The sequence below is a fragment of the Rhodococcus sp. WS1 genome, assembly GCF_003797745.1.
GTDB lineage: Bacteria > Actinomycetota > Actinomycetes > Mycobacteriales > Mycobacteriaceae > Rhodococcus_F > Rhodococcus_F erythropolis.
This window is the reverse complement of the sequence record NZ_RKLZ01000003.1, coordinates 196,724-214,294: the sequence shown is the minus strand read 5'-3', so window position 1 is coordinate 214,294 and position 17,571 is coordinate 196,724. Positions and strand designations below refer to the sequence as shown.

General features: G+C 62.6%; 17 protein-coding genes and 1 riboswitch. Of the genes, 5 read left to right on the top strand and 12 right to left on the bottom strand.

Translation table 11 applies throughout. The annotated features are described in order from the left end of the window. Positions 1-2 precede the first annotated feature (2 nt). Genes EEB12_RS26085 through recO form a run of 3 tightly spaced genes read right to left on the bottom strand, consistent with a single transcriptional unit; the run spans position 3 to position 2,012 of the window. A complete protein-coding gene (locus EEB12_RS26085) occupies positions 3-425 on the bottom strand; it encodes a YbjN domain-containing protein (RefSeq protein ID WP_019749000.1) in 423 nt (140 codons plus the stop codon). Next, the gene (locus tag EEB12_RS26080; RefSeq protein ID WP_019749001.1) at positions 422-1,240 is read right to left on the bottom strand and encodes an isoprenyl transferase; all 819 of its coding nucleotides are present in this window, start codon (positions 1,238-1,240) and stop codon (positions 422-424) included. Before EEB12_RS26080 ends, EEB12_RS26085 begins: the two co-directional genes overlap by 4 nt. After that, positions 1,197-2,012: a DNA repair protein RecO gene (recO, locus tag EEB12_RS26075; RefSeq protein ID WP_019749002.1), complete on the bottom strand. Its 816-nt coding sequence runs from the start codon at positions 2,010-2,012 to the stop codon at positions 1,197-1,199. The genes EEB12_RS26080 and recO overlap by 44 nt, the downstream gene beginning before the upstream one ends. Before the next feature lie 96 nt (positions 2,013-2,108). Between recO and EEB12_RS26070 the strand changes: the two genes are divergently transcribed. Then, positions 2,109-2,858: a TetR/AcrR family transcriptional regulator gene (locus EEB12_RS26070; RefSeq protein WP_019749003.1), complete on the top strand. Its 750-nt coding sequence runs from the start codon at positions 2,109-2,111 to the stop codon at positions 2,856-2,858. Here EEB12_RS26070 and EEB12_RS26065 read toward each other — a convergent pair. Together EEB12_RS26065 and EEB12_RS26060 are read right to left on the bottom strand one after the other, a co-directional pair. Next, positions 2,855-3,844: an AurF N-oxygenase family protein gene (locus EEB12_RS26065; RefSeq protein ID WP_141488779.1), complete on the bottom strand. Its 990-nt coding sequence runs from the start codon at positions 3,842-3,844 to the stop codon at positions 2,855-2,857. The genes EEB12_RS26070 and EEB12_RS26065 overlap by 4 nt on opposite strands. Before the next feature lie 104 nt (positions 3,845-3,948). After that, on the bottom strand, positions 3,949-4,389 hold the full coding sequence (locus EEB12_RS26060) for a DoxX family protein (RefSeq protein ID WP_020908179.1): 441 nt from the start codon (positions 4,387-4,389) through the stop codon (positions 3,949-3,951). 138 nt (positions 4,390-4,527) lie between these two features. Next, a riboswitch (TPP riboswitch) is annotated at positions 4,528-4,621 on the top strand. On the opposite strand from EEB12_RS26060, the gene EEB12_RS26055 reads away from it, so the two are divergent. Both EEB12_RS26055 and EEB12_RS26050 read left to right on the top strand, forming a co-directional pair. After that, positions 4,612-5,403, top strand: a complete 792-nt coding sequence (locus EEB12_RS26055; protein WP_019749006.1) for a 3-oxoacyl-ACP reductase — start codon at positions 4,612-4,614, stop codon at positions 5,401-5,403. (Overlaps the previous riboswitch by 10 nt.) Further along, positions 5,403-6,683 (top strand): LLM class flavin-dependent oxidoreductase, encoded by a 1,281-nt coding sequence (locus tag EEB12_RS26050; RefSeq protein WP_021333385.1) that lies wholly within the window; start codon positions 5,403-5,405, stop codon positions 6,681-6,683. The genes EEB12_RS26055 and EEB12_RS26050 overlap by 1 nt, the downstream gene beginning before the upstream one ends. Here the strand turns inward: EEB12_RS26050 and dinB are convergent. Beyond that, positions 6,680-7,978, bottom strand: coding sequence for a DNA polymerase IV (gene dinB, locus EEB12_RS26045; protein ID WP_080910068.1), 1,299 nt, complete (start codon positions 7,976-7,978; stop codon positions 6,680-6,682). The genes EEB12_RS26050 and dinB overlap by 4 nt on opposite strands. Before the next feature lie 121 nt (positions 7,979-8,099). Here dinB and EEB12_RS26040 point away from each other — a divergent pair, with 121 nt between their 5' ends. After that, complete coding sequence (locus tag EEB12_RS26040; protein WP_141488778.1) at positions 8,100-8,561, top strand: MarR family winged helix-turn-helix transcriptional regulator; 462 nt, start codon at positions 8,100-8,102, stop codon at positions 8,559-8,561. After that, positions 8,558-9,538 (top strand): zinc-binding alcohol dehydrogenase family protein, encoded by a 981-nt coding sequence (locus EEB12_RS26035; RefSeq protein WP_141488777.1) that lies wholly within the window; start codon positions 8,558-8,560, stop codon positions 9,536-9,538. The genes EEB12_RS26040 and EEB12_RS26035 overlap by 4 nt, the downstream gene beginning before the upstream one ends. Before the next feature lie 37 nt (positions 9,539-9,575). Here the strand turns inward: EEB12_RS26035 and EEB12_RS26030 are convergent, their stop codons facing one another. From EEB12_RS26030 to kdpF, 6 genes are read right to left on the bottom strand one after another with little or no spacing between them, the layout of a single operon-like run. After that, positions 9,576-10,256 carry a response regulator gene (locus EEB12_RS26030; protein WP_019749011.1) on the bottom strand — a complete coding sequence of 227 codons (681 nt, stop codon included), beginning with the start codon at positions 10,254-10,256 and terminating at the stop codon, positions 9,576-9,578. After that, positions 10,253-12,793 carry a sensor histidine kinase gene (locus EEB12_RS26025; RefSeq protein ID WP_141488776.1) on the bottom strand — a complete coding sequence of 847 codons (2,541 nt, stop codon included), beginning with the start codon at positions 12,791-12,793 and terminating at the stop codon, positions 10,253-10,255. The genes EEB12_RS26030 and EEB12_RS26025 overlap by 4 nt, the downstream gene beginning before the upstream one ends. Positions 12,794-12,800: 7 nt before the next feature. Beyond that, complete coding sequence (locus EEB12_RS26020; RefSeq protein ID WP_141488775.1) at positions 12,801-13,451, bottom strand: potassium-transporting ATPase subunit C; 651 nt, start codon at positions 13,449-13,451, stop codon at positions 12,801-12,803. Between the two features lie 6 nt (positions 13,452-13,457). Continuing rightward, a complete protein-coding gene (kdpB, locus tag EEB12_RS26015) occupies positions 13,458-15,563 on the bottom strand; it encodes a potassium-transporting ATPase subunit KdpB (RefSeq protein ID WP_020969963.1) in 2,106 nt (701 codons plus the stop codon). Beyond that, entirely contained in the window at positions 15,560-17,245 is a 1,686-nt protein-coding gene (gene kdpA, locus EEB12_RS26010; protein WP_020969964.1) for a potassium-transporting ATPase subunit KdpA, read from the bottom strand. The genes kdpB and kdpA overlap by 4 nt, the downstream gene beginning before the upstream one ends. Next, positions 17,245-17,343, bottom strand: a complete 99-nt coding sequence (gene kdpF, locus EEB12_RS26005; protein WP_007731078.1) for a K(+)-transporting ATPase subunit F — start codon at positions 17,341-17,343, stop codon at positions 17,245-17,247. The genes kdpA and kdpF overlap by 1 nt, the downstream gene beginning before the upstream one ends. Between the last annotated feature and the right edge of the window lie 228 nt (positions 17,344-17,571).

Here is a 17,571-nt window from a genome sequence, read left to right as displayed (position 1 = left end):
CGTCAGGGAATCAAACCCTGACGCGCGGTATCGGCGCCGGTCAGCGCGAGTAGCAACATCGTGGTCAGTGCCTCGTCGTCCAGTCCGGCCGCCGGGAACGTGTATCGCAGGATCACGTCCGCCAGACTGCCGTGGCCGAATACCGCGATCGAACCGAATTGGATGGTCCGGTTCCGCTCGGCCACCTTGCGATGCAGTGCCGCGCTGACCGGTCGGTCCCACGCGAGGACACACGTCATGGACAGCACGTCCAGACCCTCGGACAAATTCATCGCCTGGATCGAGCACAGCGCGCCGGAGTACTGGAAACCAAGCGAGCCGTCCGCAGCCACATCGACCGTCACGAAATGCGCCAGCGAGGCGGCCGCGCGTTCTTGTAGGCGGGCTGCTTCGTCGGTGGTGTCGGTCATGTTCTCCCCTGTCATTTGACGCCACCGAATCTACGGTCGCGTGAGGCGTATTCGACGCAGGCGGCCCAGAGATCGCGGCGGTCGAAATCGGGAAACAGCTTCTCCTGGTACACCATTTCGGCGTAGGCGGATTGCCAGATCAAGAAATTGGACGTCCGCTGTTCCCCCGACGGACGCAGGAAGAGATCGACGTCGGGCATGTCGGGTTCGTCGAGGTACTTGGCAACCGTCGCCTCGGTGATCTTGTCCGGATTGATCTCACCGGCCGCGACACGCTTCGCGATTTCCTTTACCGCATCGGCAATTTCGGCCCGCCCGCCGTAATTCACACACATGGTCAAGTTCATGACTGTGTTGTTCTTGGTCAGTTCTTCGGCGATCTCGAGTTCCTTGATCACACTGGCCCACAGGCGCGGCTTACGACCGGCCCAGCGGACACGCACACCCATTTCGTTCATCTCGTCGCGTCGGCGGCGGATGACGTCACGGTTGAAGCCCATCAGGAATCGAACCTCGTCGGGACTGCGCTTCCAGTTCTCGGTGGAGAAGGCGTAGGCGGAGAGCCACTCGACACCCATCTCGATGCACCCGCACACGGTGTCCATCAGGACAGCTTCACCGCGTTCGTGCCCGGCGGTTCGCGGCAGACCGCGCTCCTGCGCCCACCGTCCGTTGCCGTCCATCACCAACGCGACGTGGCGCGGGATGAGTTCGGTTTGCAGGATCGGCGGGGTCGCCCCGGACGGATGTGGGTCCGGTGGCCGGATCACCCGTTCAGCAGCAGGATCAAGCGGAGTTCGCGGTTCGCGTCGTCGAATCACGGGTTCCATCCTGCCTCACGGACAAGTCGACCTCGACGGCTGCATGCGGCCTCGAACGCTCGATCAGCGGCAACGTCCGCAATTGACGCTCGAGATGCCACTGCAGGTGTGCCGCGACCAGTCCGCTGGCTTGCGTCCGCAGCGTCGCGGGCGCCGAATCGGTGCCCTCCCACTCCCCTCGGAGCAGGGCTTCCATCAAGTCGAGCACTCCGGGCGACGGCGTCGCAGCACCCGCCGGGCGGCAGTAGGTACAGACGGCTCCGCCTGCGGCGACATGAAATGCACGGTGCGGTCCCGGAGCGCTGCAGCGGGCGCACTCTTCGAGGGCAGGCGCCCAACCCGCATAGCCCATGGCTCGCAACAAGAACGCGTCGAGCACGAACTCGACCGGCCGCGCCTGCTCGGCGATCGCACGCAGTGCTCCCACCGTCAATCGCTGAAGCTGCGGGGCCGGCGCGCGTTCCTCGCCGGCCAACCGCTCGGCAGTTTCGAGTACGGCGCAGGCCGTGGTGTACCGGCTGTAGTCGTCGACGATGTCAGTGGCGAAGGCATCGACCGTCTGCACCTGAGTGATGATGTCGAGATTCTTGCCCGGAAGTAGTTGCACGTCGATGTGAGCAAACGGTTCGAGTCTGGCACCGAATTTGGAGGTGGTCCGGCGGACACCTTTGGCCACGGCACGTACCAACCCGAACTGACGGGTGAGCAACGTGACGATGTGGTCGGCTTCGCCCAGTTTGTGCAGGCGCAGCACCACCGCCGTGTCTCGATACAACCTCACTCGACCAGTGTCCCACGTTGTACCGACGACCGATCCCGATGCCGCGCCCGATGACAAGTCGGAAATACGGCGGGTCCGTCCGGATAGACTGGCCCGATGCCGAGCGACGCAATTGCGCAACCTGTCACTGCAGAGTTGACCGGTCGCGAAGCGCGGTGGGAGCGACACAACTCCGAGCGTCAGAAACGGATACTCACCTCGGCTGTCGAACTGATCGAAGAGCGCGCGGCAGGTGCCGAGGTGTCCGTCCAGCAGATCGCCGACCGTGCCGGCCTCGCCAAGTCGGTGGTGTACCGACAATTCAGCGGCCGAGACGACCTCGATCGACGAGTCCGAGCGTTTGTGCTCGGCCAATTTGCGGCGGCCCTGGATGCGTCGATGAGCATTTCGGTAGGCACTCTCGACCAGATCCTGACCCGAACCATCAGCGCCGTCGCCGAGTGGATCACCGAGCATCCGCGGATTCACGAGTTCATGGGTACCGGCCCCACCGACTACGACGACGAGAGCATCGACGCGATCAGCAGTCTGAAGGCCACAATCGCCGACTCGGCCCTCACCACTATCACCGAAGTCGGTCGATCCGTGGGGATCGACTCCTCACCCTTCGATTCACTACCGTTCGCAGTGGTGACAATGGTCGAGGGCACGCTCACCCACTGGGTCCGAAGCACCGATCCGAAACCGAGCCGCGAAGAGATCGTCGCCGACCTCGCGAAATACACCTGGTACATGTTCGACGGCGTTGCACGCTCGAGCGGGCTACAGATCGATCCCCATGTCGAATTGTCCACGCTCATAGCCGAGCTGGTGTCCTCCGACGGAGGAACTTCGCGGCCGGACTAGATCCGGGTCTTGTCGGAACGCTTCGGCTCGCCGCGGTAGCGGGCGTAGTCGCCGTCGATGCGCAGCTTTCGCCACGCACGCTTCGACACCGGATTCATCAATCCGAGTTCGTCTGCCAGGGCTCGCATTTCACCGAAGTAGTTACCTAGGATGCGGCGTGAATGTGGGCTCCCCCAGAAAGCGCTCTTCATCACCTCGTCCGGGATTCCGAATTCTTCGGCGAATTCCTTTGGCGGTGACATGATTTCGCCCGCGAGCCAACGCATCGTGCCGGGGAAGGCGACCGATGTGATGGCTCGACTCGTACGACTGAGTCTGGGGACGTGATTGCGCAGGAACTCGTGAGCAAACGAGATGTGTCTCGCTTCTTCGGCGATGTGAATCTCCATGGTGCGGAGCATCGCCGGCGGCGTGTCCTTACCCTCGCGGATGAGATCCTTCTGGAAGTGGTCGATCGGTTCTTCACCAGCCAGAATGCCGATGAAGAAGATGACCGGGAACTTTGCTCCCAGCACTCCGATGATCGGCGACAGCCGCCGGAACATCGGTCGCATACCTGGTACGTCGATGTCCATACGATTGACGAGCTCTTGGAACATCTGGATGTGATTGCACTCTTCGGTCATCTCGTGCAGGCAGTACCGGAACTCAGGCGACTGGTTGGGTAGCGCCATGATGTATTGCAGCATTCCCCTGATCAAGATGCTCTCGAATGCCGAACCCACCTTGGTCACATTCGCCTGACGCCACATTCCCATGGCGATTCGACGCTCCAACGACTGATCCTGATACCACTGCGTCGCTCCGAGCGGATCCGACACGGATGAGAGTACCCACCTCGGATCATGCGGATCGATCGCGAACTCTGGTGAATCCCAGTCGATGTCGATATAGGGATCGAAACTGCGGGCAACTGAGCCCTCGGACAAAGTCTGCAGTACCTGGCGGTACGGCTTTTCGACTTCGATCGACGCTGACCGAGCCATCGGTGTCTCCTCACGGCCAGTCCGTCGATTGGAGTCGACGGACTTGAATGAGGTCAAACATAATGGGACACCGCGTCCCACGCAACCCCTTCAGGGGCCTGATTTCAGGCCCGCCGCACCGGGATGATCTCGCGAACCTTCTCGTCTCGGAGATACAGACCCGCCCACATGACGATTCCGGTATAGACGGCAAACAGTGTCGTGCTCAGCAGAGGCTGTTCCGCTCGAAGGTTGGTCAACACGGCTCCGCCCAGGTAACCGGTGAGCAGAATCGCGCCGAGTATCGACGTTCGCGGAATCACGTACAGCGCAAGGCAGATCAGTTGCACCACCCCGGCCGTCAATGCCAGCGAGTCCGGCAACCCAAGTTCGGCGGAGGCGTCCTTGACGGTCTGAAGGTTGAGAATGTGAATGATGCCGTCGAAGAGCATGAAAACGACGAACAGCCCACTCAGGACGTATCCGACCTTGCGAGCCGTGGCCGAAGGTGTCGTCGTCGTGGCGTTACCGGAAACAGTTTCGTTGTGGACGGGCTGGGTGGTCATCGGATTCTCCTGGGGCGAAGGCGAGCGGCCTGTTGCCACTTCGCTTGCAATTACGACTCCCGAGCGATCGAAAACTCATCGCGCCGACCGTTACTACGCACCCGGCGTTCAGGACGATTCACCTCACGTGGTCTGATGGACGGTGACACGGGGTGCCGAAAAAGTCGGCTGAGATCAGACCCGATGAACCTGACCAGTTAGCACTGGCGGAGGGATGTCGACATGACCGAACAGCAATTTCAGCGCGCATTGAACCTCGACGAGCAGATCGTTCTGATCACCGGTGGCGCCCGCGGGCTCGGCGCCGCACTGAGCCGAGCATTCTTCCGCTCGGGCGCCCGCGTAATCGTGAACTACAACAAGAGCCGCGATGCCGCCGAGGCCCTGGTCGCCGAACTGGGTGAGGATCGCACCTTCGCAGTCCAGGCGGACGTGACGGACCGCAGTTCCGTCGACCAGTTGTTCTCCGCTGCACGCGAGAGATTCGACGCACCGATCTCGACCGTGGTCGACAATGCACTGGTCGACTTCTCGTTCAACGGCGATGCCCGGCCGAACGCGGACACGATCACCTGGGCCGACTTCGACTCTCAACTACGCGGAGCTGTTGCCGGAACACTCAATACCACCCAGGCAGGACTACCAGGCATGCGCGAACTCGGCTTCGGCCGAATCATCACTGTCGGAACCAATCTGGTCCAGAATCCGGTAGTTCCGTACCACGACTACACCGCTGCCAAGGCCGCACTGTTGGCACTGACACGGACGCTGTCCGCCGACCTCGGTCCGGACGGGATCACAGTCAACATGGTCTCCGGCGGCTTGCTCCGCACCACCGATGCGAGTGCCGCGACACCGGAAGCAGTGTTCGACATGATCGCGGCAAGCACTCCCCTGCGCCGAGTCACGACGCCGGACGAATTTGCCGACGCTGCACTCTTTTTCGCCTCCCCATGGTCGCGGGCCGTGACCGGCCAGAATCTGGTTGTCGACGGCGGACTCGTCAAGAACTGATGGGCGCACAGCTACGGATAGGTGCGTTCCTGCTCGGTTGCGGGCATCACAGTGCGGCGTGGCGACACCGCGACTCACCGGTCGAAAGTCTCGGTGACATCACGTATTACGAGTCGCTCGCCCAGATCGCCGAACGCGGCAAGCTGGACGCCGTTTTCTTCGCTGACGGTCACAGTGTTCGAGAACCCGAGTCTGGTGCGTCGTGGTTTCTCGAACCGATCACCGCGTTGACTGCCATGGCACGAGCGACGGCGAACGTCGGCCTGGTCACCACCATCTCCACGACCTTTTACACGCCATTCCACGCGGCACGACTTTTGGCATCGCTCGACCACATCAGCGGCGGACGGGCCGGATGGAACGTCGTGACCTCGATGTTCGACCAGGAGGCGCGCAACCACGGACTCGAGGCGATGCCCGATCACGCATCCCGATATGAACGAGCCGACGAATTTGTCGAAGTGGCCCTCGCATTGTGGGATTCGTGGTCGGAAGACGCGCTGATCCTCGACCGGGCGGGACGTTTTGCCGACGCAGGCAAGATTTCTCGCATCGATCACGACGGCAAGCATTTTCGTGTCGACGGCCCGTTGACGGTTCCTCGATCCCCGCAGGGCAGACCGGTTTTGTTTCAGGCCGGGGCGTCCGAGCAGGGTCGCGATCTGGCTGCGCAGCGCGCCGAGGCGATCTATTCGGTTGCCTACGACCTACCCAGCGCGCAGAGCTACTACGCGGACGTGAAGTCGAGAATCGAGCGCGCCGGCCGGGATTCGAACTCGGTCGCCGTCATGCCGGGGCTGGTCACCTACGTCGGAAGTACTGTCGCCGAGGCACGGGCCAAGAAGGCCGAACTTGATCGCCTGCTGCCCACCGAACAGTCGATACGCCAACTCTCGTTGTTCACCGGACAGGATTGCGAGGACTGGGATCTCGACGGGCCCGTGCCCCCGTTGCCTCCACTCGAAGCATTCAGCGGGCCGCAAGGACGCTACGCAACTATTCTGCGGATCGTCGAGAAGGACGCACCGACTGTGCGGGAACTCCTCGGGACGCTCGCTGCGGGTGGTGGTCACGCAACGATGATCGGCACACCGGAGTCGATTGCCGACGAGATGGAATCCTGGTTGGACGGCCGCGGTGCCGACGGTTTCAATCTGATGCCGCCGACCTATCCGCAGGGCCTGGAAGATTTTGTCGATCACGTGATTCCGGTGCTGCAGGCGCGTGGGTTGTTCCGACACGAATACGAGGGAGCGACTCTGAGAGAAAACCTCACCTAGTCCGGCAGTAGCGGCACCGACAGGTCCGGATCGCGTCCCAGGAGCACTCCCCTCGTGAGAGCCGCCGAGCCGAACTTCTTCCGGACGCTGTCCATCGCCGAGTCGAGGGCGGCAGTGTCCGGACCCGCGAATCCTGGACCGTCGAAGGGCAATTCGAGTTGTTCGGCGCCGTCCCGATCCAGGTTGGAGACAGCGACACCGATCAACGTGATGCCCTTGTCCGCGATCATCGGTATCGCTTCGTCCAGCAGCACCATCGAGGCGTTCAGCAATTCCGCTGTGTCGGCGGTGGACCGGCGCAGCGTGTGAGATCGAGTTGCCCGCGTGAAATCCGCGAAGCGAAGCCGGAGCGTGACCGTGCGCCCCGTCCGCTGCGCCGAACGCATGCGTCGACTGACACGGTCGACAAGGGACATCAACGACGCATCGAGTTCTGCGCGGGAATGGGATCCGCGACCAAGCGCATGCTGAGCACCCATCGAACTGCGGCCACGATAGGCGCGGACGGGGCGCGGATCTCGATTGTGCGAGAGCGCGTAGAGATGGCGACCGGCGCCGCCCCCGAGAATCGAGACGATCGAGGATTCGTCGTGCCGAGCGATGTCACCCACCGTCACGATGTCGAAGTTTCGCAACTTCTGGGCCGTGATCTTGCCGACGCCCCACAGCTTCTCGACCGGCAACGGATGCAGGAATTCGGTCTCGCCCTCCGGCGGCACTCGCAGCAATCCGTCGGGTTTCGCGAATGCACTCGCGACCTTGGCCAGGAACTTGGTGCGTGCGATCCCGACCGTGATCGGGAGTCCGACCTGCTCGGCCACGTCGCGCCTGAGGTTGGCCCCGATCTGCAGCGGGTTTCCCACGATTTTGGCGAGCCCGCCGACCTCGAGAAAGGCCTCGTCTATGGAGATTCCTTCGACCAGCGGCGACGTGTCGTGAAAGACGTCGAACACGTCTTTGCTCGCCTGCGAGTACGCCGACATTCGCGGGGGAACGACGATCGCCTGGGGACACAGTGATCGAGCCTGACCACCACTCATCGCAGTTCGAACCCCGAACGCCTTGGCCTCGTAGCTTGCCGCCAGGACCACGCCACCACCGACGATGACCGGCCTGCCCGCCAGAGTCGGGTCGTCACGTTGCTCGACCGATGCGTAGAACGAATCGAGGTCCGCATGGAGGATCGTTGCGTCACCCGTAGGTCGACTACCCCCAGAATGATTACCGCCAGAACGAGCACCGCCAGGGTGATTACCTGGCGTTTCTCGATCCAGCGGTTCATGCGACACGAACATATGTTCCCATGCGCCACCGACACAACGAAAGGCCGCAAATAGATTCCATGGAATTGATCACGAATCGGGCGTACGGTGAAAGAATGATTCCACGGAATGCATATCGGTTCGGGGTCTGCTCATGACGGGGTCGGACCTGAGCGGTCACTTCGACAACCTCGTCCGCTTCGAAACCGAACTGTGGACGGCCGTCGACCAGCGACTACGAATCGAGCACGACCTGCCACTGAGTCGATTCGAGCCGATGCAGATCATCGACAGGCTAGGTTCCTGTCGGGTCTTCGACATTGCCGAAGCCCTCGCGATCACCGTCGGTGGCACGAGCAAATTGGTGGATCGGATCGAGTCCTCGGGGCACTGCCGTCGACAATCCAATCCCGCCGACAAACGATCCTCACTCATCGCGTTGACCCCCGACGGCATCGGCCTGTTGCAGCGGGCGAAGGCCACGTTCGACGACGAACTGGCACGCCGTCTCGGTTCCGTGCTGACGCCCGAGGCTCTCGATCGGTTCGGCGCCACACTGGCCACGCTGCGCGAAGCCAACCGTCGACTGACACTCATCACCGAGGAGAAAGCATGACCGACACAATGCGCGCAATCGTGCTCGACGCCCCCGGCCCGCCAGAAGCATTGACGATCAAGGAGATTCCCATACCGGCGCCTACCACCGGCTGGGTCCTCATCCGCGTGAAGGCCTTCGGTCTCAATCGATCCGAACTGCACACCCGCCTCGGCCTCGCCGAAGGCGTGACGTTCCCGAGGGTGCTGGGCATCGAGGCCGTCGGCGAAGTGGTGAACTGCCCCGGCGGGGAGTTGACCGAAGGGCAGCAGGTCGCCGCCATGATGGGCGGGATGGGTCGGGTCTTCGACGGCGGATATGCCGAGTACACATGCGTTCCCGTCAGCCAGGTCGTTCCCTTCTCCAGCAAACTGGACTGGTCGACAGTGGGAGCTGTTCCCGAGATGCTGCAGACGTCGTACGGCTCTCTGACGGTGGGACTGGATGCGAAATCCGGTCAATCCCTACTGATTCGAGGCGGAACCTCCTCGGTCGGCATGGCAACCGCAGTCCTGGCGAAGCAGTGGGGGCTCACGGTCCTTGCGACCACCCGCGATGCGAGCAAGACGTCATCGTTGACCGCGATCGGGGTCGACCACGTTGTCCTCGACGACGGTACCGTGGCAGGCCAGGTGCGAGACATTTTCCCGGACGGTGTTGATCTGGCTCTCGAATTAGTCGGAACACCAACACTTCCCGATACGTTGCGCGCCACTCGCGTTCACGGGACCGTGTGTTTCACGGGCATGTTGTCCAACGAGTGGACAGTCAAGGACTTCTATCCGATCGACTACATTCCACGCGGAGTGCGATTGACCTCGTACGGCGGGGACGCGTCCGACCTGCCTGCCGACGTACTGCAAGACTTCCTCTCCGCTGTCGCGTCAGGCGAGGCGGTGGTACCGATCGACGAGGTGTTCGCGTTCGAGGACATCGCGCAAGCACATGCCAAGATGGAAGCCGGTACGGCTCGTGGCAAATTGGTGGTGATGATCTGACCTGGTTTCTCACACCTGGTTTCTCACACCTGGTTTCTCACACCACGAATCGATAACCCATCCCCGCCTCGGTGATCAGATGCTTGGGGTTGGCCGGGTCGTCCTCGAGCTTGCGACGAAGTTGAGCCAGGTAGACACGCAGATAGTGAGTCTCGGTGTCGTAAGCGGGTCCCCACACCTCCCGAAGCAATTCCTTCTGCCCGACCAGCTTTCCGCGGTTGCGCACAAGCATCTCGAGCATGCCCCACTCGGTCGGAGTCAGGTGCACCTGTTCACCGCGCCGACTCACCGTTTTGGCAGCCAAGTCCACCGTGAACGACGCGGTCTCGACCGACGGTTCCGAGGTATCGGCCGCCGAGGTTCCACGCCTCGCCGCTGCGCGCACGCGGGCCAGAAACTCGTCCATCCCGAAGGGCTTGGTGACGTAATCGTCGGCACCGGCATCGAGGGCCTCGACTTTGTCCGCGGAGTCGGTGCGCGCCGACAGCACGATGACCGGCGCCGTGCACCAGCCACGCAGGCCTGCAAGTACTTCGGTGCCGTCCATGTCCGGCAGTCCGAGATCGAGAATCACCACGTCCGGCGGCCGTTCCGCTGCAGCGCGCAGGGCCCCTGCTCCGGTGGACGCCGTCACCACGTCATATCCACGCACAGTGAGGTTGATGCGTAGTGCCCGCAAGATCTGCGGTTCGTCGTCGACAACCAGTATCCGGCTCATGACTCGCTTCCATTCGTTCCTGCACCGGCCAGTTCGACCATCATCGTCAACCCACCGCCCGGAGTGTCGGTGGCACTGACCGTTCCGCCCATCGCGTCGACAAATCCACGAACCACGGACAGCCCGAGGCCCACTCCGCCGGTGTTGTCGCGATCTCCCATCCGCTGGAACGGCTCGAACATCGATTCGGCTTCACCACGGGGTACACCGGGGCCGGTATCTGCGACGGTGATGACGGTGCGGTCTCCGACGCGTGCTGCTCCCACTCGCACCGGTGTTGTGCCGCCGTACCGCAATGCGTTGTCGACGAGGTTGGCGATCACTCTCTCGAGCAAACCCTGATCGGCTTGCACGGCAACAGTACCCACGTCGACGATCACACTGTGAGACCGGGAGTCCGACCGGCCGCCGATGCCTAATCCAAGCAACGCCCGGTGAACAACTTCGTCGAGGTACACCGCTCGCAACGTCGGCTTGACCACTCCCGCAGCCAGTCTGGACGAATCAAGAAGGTTGCCGACCAGCGCGGTCAACTGATCCGCAGACTCCTCGATGGTGGCCAGTAGTTCTGCCGTGTCCTCAGGTGAGAACTCGATGTCGTCGCTGCGCAAGCTCGACACAGCAGCCTTCACGCCGGCGAGCGGTGTCCGAAGGTCATGGCTCACAGCCGAAAGCAATGCTCGGCGCAGTTGATCAGCCTCGGTCAATGCAGCCGCCTTGCTCGCTTCGACCGTGAGCTTGTCCTGACGGATCATGCCGACCGCCTGGTGCGCGACAACGGTCAACACCCGACGATCACGCGCACTCAACTCCGGCCCCGACAGCATCAGTGCGTATTCGCCGTCGTTTACCTCGCACACGGAATCCGCGTCAGCTTCACGTGCCGGCGGTTCTGCACCCACGGCCGCGACTACGCCATCCTCAGGATGCACCACCGAAACCCCACGTTGACGGTAGATTTCACGAGCTTTCTCGAGCAGCGTGGACAGGTCAGCACCGCGGAGAACCGACCCCGCAAACAGTGTCAGAAGTTCCGCTTCCTCCGAAGCACGCTTCGCTTCCCGAGCCTTTTTGGCGGCGGCGTCCACCAGAACGGCCACTGCCACAGCCACTATCAGCAGCACCACCGTCGTGATGAAGTTGTCGGGTTCGGCGATCGTGAAGCTGTACCTGGGGTCGGTGAAGAAGTAATTGAGCAGCAGTCCCGATAACAGAGCAGACAGCATTGCCGGCCCGACACCACCGAGCAGCGCGACCAGAACCACCACCACGAAGAACAACGCGTTTTCGCCCTGCACGCCGGAGATCCGGTCGATCAGACCCATGAGTCCGGCTGCAGCCGTCGGAACCACCACTGCCGCAATCCACGACAGCAAGCGGTACTCGGATCGGCCGAACAACGAGATCCGCCGACGGACGGTCGTTTCCTCATGGGTGACCATGTGAACGTCGATGCCGCCGGACTGCTGAACCACCGCGGCGCCGATCCCCTCGTCGAGGATGCGCGCCAGCCGAGAACGTCGAGACGTTCCCAGAACCAACTGTGTGGCGTTCTCCTCGCGGGCGAATTCGAGAAGCGTCGACGGTACGTCGTCACCGACAACGGTGTGAAGCGTGGCGCCGACCCCGACGGCCAACGCGCGCACCTTGCCCATCTCCGGAGCCGAGACGCCGGTGAGTCCGTCACCGCGCACGACGTGAACCACCATCAGCTCGGCACTCGATTTCGACGCGATACGGGATGCGCGTCGTACCAGCGTTTCCGACTCCGGTCCCCCGGTCACGGCAACGACGACACGCTCGCGCGCCTCCCAGGTATCGGTGATCTTGTTCTCGGCCCGGTACTTCGCCAGGGCGGCGTCCACCTGATCGGCCACCCACAGCAGAGCCAGTTCGCGTAGCGCCGTGAGGTTTCCGCGTCTGAAGTAGTTACCCAATGCCGCATCGACACGCTCCGGCGAATACACGTTTCCGTGAGAAAGTCTGCGGCGCAGCGCCTCCGGAGTGATGTCGACCAACTCGACCTGCGCCGCACTACGCACTATCGCGTCCGGAACCGTCTCCTGCTGAACCACGCCGGTGATGTGCGCGACAACGTCGTTGAGGCTTTCGAGGTGTTGCACGTTGACCGTGGACAGGACGTCGATCCCGGCTTCGAGCAGTTCCTGTACGTCCTGCCAGCGCTTGTGATTCTCACTCCCCGGCGTGTTGGTGTGTGCCAACTCGTCCACGAGGACAAGGGCCGGCCGCCGAGCCAACACGGCCTCGACGTCCAGTTCCGGCATCCGTGTTCCGCGATAGTCCACCAGCTTCGGCGGAATGATCTCGAGGTCACCGATCTGCGCCGCGGTGCGGGCGCGGCCGTGTGTCTCCACAACGGCCGCGACCACGTCACAGCCACGATCTCGACGTCGATGAGCCTCACCGAGCATCGCGAAGGTCTTTCCGACGCCGGGGGCAGCGCCGAGGTAGATACGCAATTCACCACGTTTGCGTGCCCTACCGAAAGATTGACCGACCTTCTCCGAAGAACTCACGTGACAATCATCCACCAGTCGTCGGCGCAGCACACGTAGGTGCCGTCAATCCGAGTGCCAGGTTCAATTCCAGGACGTTGACTCGCTCGGCTCCGAGAAATCCGAGTTGCCGACCGTCGGTGTGCTCAGCCACCAAGTCCCGCACCTGGTCTTCCGAGATGCCGTTGTTCGCCGCCACCCTCGCGACCTGCAGCTCGGCGTACGCCGGACTGATGTGGGGATCGATACCCGAGCCCGAACCGGTGACTGCGTCGACGGGAACCGATGCCGGGTCGACGCCCTCACGCGCCGCGATGGCTGCCCGGCGCTCGATGATGAATCCGGCCAGAATCTCGCTGCTCGGCCCCTGGTTGGACGGTAGTGCCGCAGCGGGATCACCGGTGGCAAAAGGATCCTCGTCCGAAACGGATCCGACAACGCGGTTGTGGAAGAACGGGTCCTGCTGCCCTTCGGCAACCTGCGGATCAACACCCACCCAGGCACTGCCGACCACGCAACCGGCGGCATCAGTGACCGGTGAGCCTTCGGCAGATCCGGAGCTGATCCGGCTGACCCCCCACACCGCGGCGGGATAGATCACACCGAGAACGACCGTGAGTGCAAGTAATACGAGCAAACCCGCCCACACCTGTTTGACAAAACCGATAGTGAAACGCATGTCAGGTCACCCAATTCCAGGAATCAAACGCACGACGAGATCGATCAACCAGATACCGACGAACGGTGTGATCACACCGCCGAGACCGTAGACGAGCAGGTTACGTCCGAGCAACTGCGATGCTGTCGACGGGCGGTATCGAACACCCTTGAGCGCCAACGGAATCAACCCGATGATCACCAGGGCGTTGAAGATCACGGCCGAGACGATCGCCGATTCGGGGGTGGCGAGCCGCATGATGTTCAACGCGTCCAGCTGCGGGTAGATGCCGCTGAACAATGCCGGCAGGATTGCGAAGTACTTCGCCAGGTCGTTCGCCAACGAGAATGTGGTCAAGGCGCCGCGGGTGATCAGCAATTGCTTGCCGATTTCCACTACCTCGATCAGCTTGGTGGGATCGGAATCGAGATCGACCATGTTCCCGGCCTCTTTGGCTGCCGAGGTTCCCGTGTTCATCGCGACCCCGACATCCGCCTGGGCAAGGGCGGGCGCATCATTGGTCCCGTCACCGGTCATCGCGACGAGACGTCCGCCTTCCTGCTCCTTCCGGATCAGGGCCAGTTTGTCTTCCGGGGTGGCCTCCGCCATGAAGTCGTCGACGCCCGCCTCATCGGCAATCGCCTTCGCGGTCAACGGATTGTCGCCGGTGATCATGATCGTGCGAATACCCATCGCCCGGAGTTCGGCGAACCTGTCAGCCATTCCCGGCTTGACGACGTCGGACAACGCGATCACGCCGAGGATCGAGGTGCTCTCACCGTGCTTGACGGCAACTACCAGTGGTGTTCCGCCGGCTTGGGCGATGTCGTTCACGGTGTCGGTCACCGCGGTCTCTGCATGTCCACCGCCACTGACGACCCAGTTCATCACCGCATCTGCTGCACCCTTTCGGATTTGGCGTCCGGAGTGGTCGAGTCCGCTCATCCGCGTTTGTGCCGTGAAGGGAACGAACTCGGCGCGTTCCTCGTCGAGCGTCGGTTCGGCCGCGAGAGAGAACTCTGCTGCGCACAACTCGACGATGCTCCGTCCCTCGGGAGTTCCGTCAGCCAGGCTCGACAAGCGCGCTGCCGCAGCAAGATCGTCGGCGGATACGCCGGGTGCCGGGTGGAGCGCGGTCGCCCGGCGGTTGCCGAAGGTGATGGTTCCGGTCTTGTCCATCAACAGGGTGTCGATGTCGCCCGCAGCTTCCACGGCACGCCCCGACATCGCGAGAACGTTGCGCTGGACGAGGCGGTCCATGCCCGCGATACCGATTGCCGAGAGCAGCGCTCCGATGGTCGTCGGGATCAGGCAGACGAGGAGTGCGATCAGCTTGATCGGATCCTGCTCGTGCCCCGCGTACAAGCCCATCGGGCCGATGGCTACGACGGCGAGGAGGAAGATGACCGTCAACGACGCGAGCAGGATGTTGAGCGCAATCTCGTTGGGTGTCTTCTGACGCGAGGCGCCTTCGACGAGCGCGATCATCCGGTCCACGAACGAACTGCCCGGTGCTGCGGTGATTTCCACGACGATCCGGTCGGAGAGAACCGTCGTACCACCGGTGACGGCGCAGCGGTCGCCACCGGATTCACGGACTACCGGGGCGGATTCACCGGTGATCGCCGATTCGTCCACGGAGGCAATACCTTCGACCACGTCGCCGTCGCCGGGGATGACCTCGCCGGCAACCACGATCACCCGGTCGCCGACCACCAGTTCGGTGCCGGAAACCGATTCGATCGCACCGCTCATCGTGATCCGATGCGCTGTGGTGTCCTGCTTGACCTTGCGCAGGCTGGCCGCCTGAGCCTTGCCTCGCCCTTCGGCCACGGATTCGGCGAGGTTCGCGAAGATCACCGTGAACCAGAGCCACAGGGTGATCACCCATGAGAACACCGAGGGATCGGCGATCGCCATGACGGTGGTGATGACGGAGCCGACGAACACCACGAACATGACCGGGTTACGCGCCAAGTGGCGTGGGTCGAGTTTGCGTACGGCCCCCGGCAACGCGGTGATCATCTGCCGCGGGTTGAATACGCCTGCGTGTACTTGACGGGACTGCCCTGGATCAACCTTGTCGGCAGCGTCTTGCGCCACCACGGGTTTCTCACTGATACGCACGGTCATTGAAGAGCCTCCGCTAGCGGGCCCAGCGCGAGGGCCGGGAAGAATGTAAGTGCAGCAACAAGAACGACGGTTCCGGTCAACAGGCCGGTGAACATCGGACCGGATGTGGGGAGGGTGCCGGCCGTCGGCGCCACCTTCTTCTGAGAGGCCAGCGCACCGGCCAGAGCGAGAACGAAGATGATCGGCAGGAATCGGCCTAGGAGCATGCAGATTCCGAGGGACGACTGGAACCAGTCGCTGGTGACGGTCAGACCGCCGAACGCGCTGCCGTTGTTGTTCGAGGCGGAAGCGAAAGCGTAGAGCACCTCGCTGAACCCGTGGATCGATCCCGGCGTGCCCGGATCTCCCCCGTTGCCTTGATAACCGGTGGTCGAACCGAGGATCACGGTGATGGCGGTACCGATCAGGACCAGTGCGGGCATGACCAGGATCGACAGCGCCGCAAGGGTTATCTCGCGTCGACCCAGCTTCTTGCCGAGGTATTCGGGCGTGCGACCGACCAACAGTCCGCCGACGAACACTGCGATCAGCGCCAGCACGAGAATCCCGTAGAGGCCGGTTCCGACTCCGCCCGGCGCGATTTCGCCGAGCAACATGTTGAGCAGGACCGCGCCGCCGCCGAGGGGCGACATGCTGTCGTGGGCCGAGTTCACCGCACCCGTCGACGTTCCCGTGGTCGCCACCGCGAACAATGCCGATCCGGGGATTCCGAAGCGAACTTCCTTGCCCTCCATCATCGAACCAGCTGCTGTGGCGGCAACACCGCGTGCGCCGGATTCGGCAGCGAGCGTCACCGCGAGCAGTCCGCTCCACAGGATTCCCATCACTGCGAGCAGGGTGAGGCCTTGCCTACGATCACCGACGAGAGTTCCGAATGTTCGTGTGAGGCAGACCGGAATCAACAGGATCGCCAGAATCTCGACGATATTGCTCAGCGGGGTGGGGTTCTCGAACGGGTGCGCCGAGTTGGCAGCCAAGATCCCGCCGCCGTTCGTGCCGAGTTCCTTGATCGCTTCCTGGGACGCGACGGGAGCTAGTGCATTGGTCACCGCATTGCCGTCGAGGCCGGTGGAGGCGAAACCGCTGTGGAACGACTGGATCACTCCCTGGCTCAACAGGATCAGGGCGATCACGAAGGAGAACGGGAGGAGGATGCGCAGAGAACCACGCGTCAGATCGACCCAGAAGTTGCCGATTTCGCCGCCCCGGGCAACCCGAATGAAGCCACGAACCAATGCGATGGCCACCGCCATCCCGACTGCGGCAGAGACGAAGTTCTGCACCGCCAGGCCGACGGGCTGAACGAAGTTGCTCATCGTCGTTTCCGGCGTGTACGACTGCCAGTTCGTGTTCGCCACAAAAGAAATCGCGGTGTTGAAGGCAACGGCAGGGCTGACGCCGGACAGTCCGTCACTCAGCGGTAGTACACCCTGAATCCGTTGGAGAAAGTACAAGAACAATGCGCTCGCCAACGAGAATCCGAGAACGCTTGCGGCGTAGCCGTACCACGTCTGCTCGGCCCGCGAGTCGATCCGGCCGACGCGGTAGATCACACTCTCGACCCGCAGATCTCGCGTCGACGTGTAAACGCGTGCCATGTAGTCGCCCACCGGAACGTAGGCAATTGCCAGAACGGCGAGGACAAAAGCGATCTGCAGGCCGGCTGCAAGAGCGGGCGACATCAGAACCTCTCAGGATCTACGAGTGCAACGAGCAGATAAATGACCAATGCCGCGGCGACGGCGATCAGAACCACGCTGACCACACCGGCAACCGTCATTTGGGAGCGCTCGCCTGTAGGGCGCGCAGCACCAGCGCGCACACGAGAAAACCACCGAGAATCAGAGCAACGTAGGCCAGATCGGCCATGAGCTTCCCTCTTCGAAATCTTTTGCCGTGCTGCTGTGCATCGCAGCCATGACGCTCGGTCGCCCTCGACCGGATGCGCTCTCTCAGCTTCGACCTCCAGAGAGGCCGATTCCGTGTCTCTGACGATCCACTTACGCAC

What these genes read in the sequence shown, in the direction of transcription:
- EEB12_RS26030 (WP_019749011.1), bottom strand. Translation starts at nt 10,256, where the DNA reads ATGAGCCGGATACTGGTTGTCGACGACGAACCGCAGATCTTGCGGGCA.
- EEB12_RS26055 (WP_019749006.1), top strand. Translation starts at nt 4,612, where the DNA reads ATGACCGAACAGCAATTTCAGCGCGCATTGAACCTCGACGAGCAGATC.
- EEB12_RS26080 (WP_019749001.1), bottom strand. Translation starts at nt 1,240, where the DNA reads ATGGAACCCGTGATTCGACGACGCGAACCGCGAACTCCGCTTGATCCT.
- EEB12_RS26065 (WP_141488779.1), bottom strand. Translation starts at nt 3,844, where the DNA reads ATGGCTCGGTCAGCGTCGATCGAAGTCGAAAAGCCGTACCGCCAGGTA.
- EEB12_RS26020 (WP_141488775.1), bottom strand. Translation starts at nt 13,451, where the DNA reads ATGCGTTTCACTATCGGTTTTGTCAAACAGGTGTGGGCGGGTTTGCTC.
- EEB12_RS26050 (WP_021333385.1), top strand. Translation starts at nt 5,403, where the DNA reads ATGGGCGCACAGCTACGGATAGGTGCGTTCCTGCTCGGTTGCGGGCAT.
- EEB12_RS26035 (WP_141488777.1), top strand. Translation starts at nt 8,558, where the DNA reads ATGACCGACACAATGCGCGCAATCGTGCTCGACGCCCCCGGCCCGCCA.
- EEB12_RS26085 (WP_019749000.1), bottom strand. Translation starts at nt 425, where the DNA reads ATGACAGGGGAGAACATGACCGACACCACCGACGAAGCAGCCCGCCTA.
- dinB (WP_080910068.1), bottom strand. Translation starts at nt 7,978, where the DNA reads ATGTTCGTGTCGCATGAACCGCTGGATCGAGAAACGCCAGGTAATCAC.
- EEB12_RS26070 (WP_019749003.1), top strand. Translation starts at nt 2,109, where the DNA reads ATGCCGAGCGACGCAATTGCGCAACCTGTCACTGCAGAGTTGACCGGT.
- kdpA (WP_020969964.1), bottom strand. Translation starts at nt 17,245, where the DNA reads ATGTCGCCCGCTCTTGCAGCCGGCCTGCAGATCGCTTTTGTCCTCGCC.
- EEB12_RS26060 (WP_020908179.1), bottom strand. Translation starts at nt 4,389, where the DNA reads ATGACCACCCAGCCCGTCCACAACGAAACTGTTTCCGGTAACGCCACG.
- EEB12_RS26040 (WP_141488778.1), top strand. Translation starts at nt 8,100, where the DNA reads ATGACGGGGTCGGACCTGAGCGGTCACTTCGACAACCTCGTCCGCTTC.
- kdpB (WP_020969963.1), bottom strand. Translation starts at nt 15,563, where the DNA reads ATGACCGTGCGTATCAGTGAGAAACCCGTGGTGGCGCAAGACGCTGCC.
- kdpF (WP_007731078.1), bottom strand. Translation starts at nt 17,343, where the DNA reads ATGACGGTTGCCGGTGTGGTCAGCGTGGTTCTGATCGCCGTCGCCGCG.